A 1,007-nucleotide genomic window follows, 5' to 3' on the forward strand; every position below is an offset into this window, starting at 1 on the left:
GCGGAGCGGGTGGGGTTCGCCTACTCGCCGACGATGGAAGCCGTACTGAGTCTCCATGTGCTGGTGGAGCCCAAGCACCACCCCGTCCAGCACGGCTGGGTGCGTGCGATGCGCAGGCTGTCCCCGGCGCTGAAGCGGGAGATCGAGGCGTTCTCCTACGCGGTGCGCTCGTACTTCCCGGAGTTCCTCTTTCCGCAGCCGACCGGCGGACTGACTGACTTCGCCGACGAGCTGGCCGCCCTGCGCACGGCGGATCCGGAGCTGGTCCGCCTGGAGTTCGCCATCCCGCTGCTCTCGCCATGGCCGGGCGGCGGCCAGGGCAGGGACCCGCACGTGCTGGACGAACCGGACGTACGCCGGCTGCTGCGGGAGCGGCTCGCACGGGAGAGCGACGACGCCATCGCCGCGATGCTCCTCGACGACCCCCGCGCGCTGCTCGAACGGTTTCTGAGCATGCTGGAGCGCTACTGGCGGGAGGCGTTCGAGGAGGAATGGGCACGGCTCGAACCCGAGCTGGCCGCGGGGGTGAGCGAAGCCGGACACCAGATCGAGCAGCGCGGCCTGTACGGGATGCTCCGCGGCCTGTGGCCGGAGGTGCGCAGCGATCCTCAGACCGAACGCTTCTGGCTGGAGCGACCGCACGACCACGAGGTCGCCATCGGCCCGGACGACACCCTCGTACTCGCCCCCAGCGCCTATGTGTGGCCGCACGTACGCGTCAACTGCGACGGTCCGTGGCCCCTCGGGCTCGTCTTCCCGGTCTCCTCCATCGCCCGGGAAGCCCGCCCGAGGATTCCACCCACCCAGCTCCTCGGCACCTTGCGGGCGCTCGCCGACGACACCCGGCTGCGCGCCCTCCGGCTGATCGCCGAACGCCCACGCAGCACCCAGGAACTGGCCCCGCTCGTCGGCGTCAGCGAGGCCGCCCTGTCCAAGCACCTGCGCGTGCTGGCGGACGCGGGCCTGCTGGAGCGCCGCCGCGAGGGCTACTACGTCCTGTACCGGCT

Annotated in this window: 1 protein-coding gene; it reads left to right on the forward strand. The window is 71.5% G+C overall.

The window, feature by feature from the left end; genetic code table 11:
• On the forward strand, window positions 1–1,007 hold a 1,007-nt coding region (locus tag ABT116_RS50640), incomplete at both ends, for an ArsR/SmtB family transcription factor (RefSeq protein WP_351648693.1).

This window comes from Streptomyces sp. NPDC002130, from assembly GCF_040296465.1.
Taxonomy (GTDB): Bacteria; Actinomycetota; Actinomycetes; order Streptomycetales; family Streptomycetaceae; genus Streptomyces.